Origin of the sequence: Kibdelosporangium persicum (genome assembly GCF_013280595.1) — a bacterium.
Classification (GTDB): Bacteria; Actinomycetota; Actinomycetes; order Mycobacteriales; family Pseudonocardiaceae; genus Kibdelosporangium; species Kibdelosporangium persicum.
Map to the genome: position 1 here is coordinate 1 of NZ_JAAATY010000085.1, position 1,584 is coordinate 1,584.

Sequence of the window (1,584 nt, forward strand, 5' to 3'; positions counted from 1 at the left end):
TCGACCAGTCCCAGGACACTGCCTTGGTAGTCGGTGATGGCGTTGTAGCGAGCACCGTTGTCAGTCTGGACGGTCATGACAGTGCCACGGGGATCGCGGCTGTAGGTGGTCAACGACCCGTTCTCCTTGACCCACATCGGCCCCAGCGCAGTCTGCCCGAAGACGTGCGTGCTGGTGGTCGAGCCGACCTTCTCGGTGATGGATCGGGGTTGGGTGTGGTCGATGCCGTCGTAGCTGGCCCGGTAGACCTCGACGCCACCGCTGGTCGCGCTCAGCAATTGGTTGGTGGGACTGTAGGTGTAGGTCTCCGACGGGTTGGTGCGACTGGTCAAGTTGCCCGCGGCGTCGAACTGGTTGGTCGAGTTGCCTGCTTGGGTGGGCTGGTTGGCCGCGTTCATGGTGAAGCTGGTCCCGGCCAGGGTGGTCATGTTGCTGGCCAGGTCGTAGCTGAAGGTGTCATTGCCCGCCTTGGACAGTCGCCGCAATGGGTCGTAGCTGAACGCGGTGGTGACTCCGGCGATGGCCTTGGACTGCAACAGATCGCTGTCGCCGCCACCGGGCACGGCGTAGCTGTAGGTGACCTTGAACGTCTCGGCGCCGGCCGGGTTCTTGACCGAGATGCTGGTCTGTCGGCCGGAGGTGTCGTAGCCGATGGTCTGCGAGCCCGCGCCTGGCCAGGTGATCGAGGTGCGGCGGTCGGCGTTGTCGTAGGTGAACGTGGTGTCCTGGATGCCGGGGTCGGTCATCTTGACCATCCGGTTGGCCGCGTCGTAGTAGAACAGCAGCGGCTCACTGTTTACGTCTTGCTGCTCGATTGAAACCAACCGAGATTGTGACTCCGGCAAGCAGAAGAACGACCACCAAGACGGTCGTGACCACCTTGTCCAGTACGCCGAACAGGCCAAGAATGATCAAGATGGCCGCTGCGACCGAGCTCAGCAGAAAGGCGAACCTGCCACGCGTTGTACGGTCCACCGTCTCGTTCCTCCTGTCGTTACCGCTATCGGCTTTGATCTTGAATCAACAGGTCCATAGTGACGCAAGCCCTTGGCCGATGGCTATGCCAGTAAAGATAACGCCTACCGGGCCGCCGACGATCAGTGCAGCTATGCTGATGGTGGCGTTGGCGCCCGCTGCAACCAGAGCGCATCCATTCGGTGCATTTCCCGTGGGATCGCTGAGGTTGACCGGGTCGCATGTCGCGTAGTTGTAGGGGTTCCGTTCCTGCCCAGTGGGGTCCGGTTGGGTGAAGCGGCCCCAGTCCGGCTGGTAGTACCGGTATCCGAACAGCAGCGCACCGCGTTGGGTCTGGTACTGCCCGAGGTACTTCAGGTTGTTCGCGGCCGCGGCCGCCCCACTCGCGGTGGACTTGCCATACGGCGTGTAGGTGTAGGTCGCGGCGAGGTTGCCCTTGGTGTCGACCAGTCCCAGGACACTGCCTTGGTAGTCGGTGATGGCGTTGTAGCGAGCACCGTTGTCAGTCTGGACGGTCATGACAGTGCCACGGGGATCGCGGCTGTAGGTGGTCAACGACCCGTTCTCCTTGACCCACATCGGCCCCAGCGCAGTCTGCCCGAAGACGTG

At 62.6% G+C, this 1,584-nt stretch carries 1 protein-coding gene and 1 pseudogene; both read right to left on the reverse strand.

Translation table 11 applies throughout. The annotated features are described in order from the left end of the window. Positions 1 to 824 (reverse strand): annotated as a pseudogene (locus GC106_RS46950) (RHS repeat protein); the annotation flags it as partial. Positions 825 to 1,020: 196 nt separating this feature from the next. After that, the coding region (locus GC106_RS46955) for an RHS repeat-associated core domain-containing protein (protein WP_217281870.1) at positions 1,021 to 1,584 on the reverse strand (564 nt) is incomplete at its 5' end.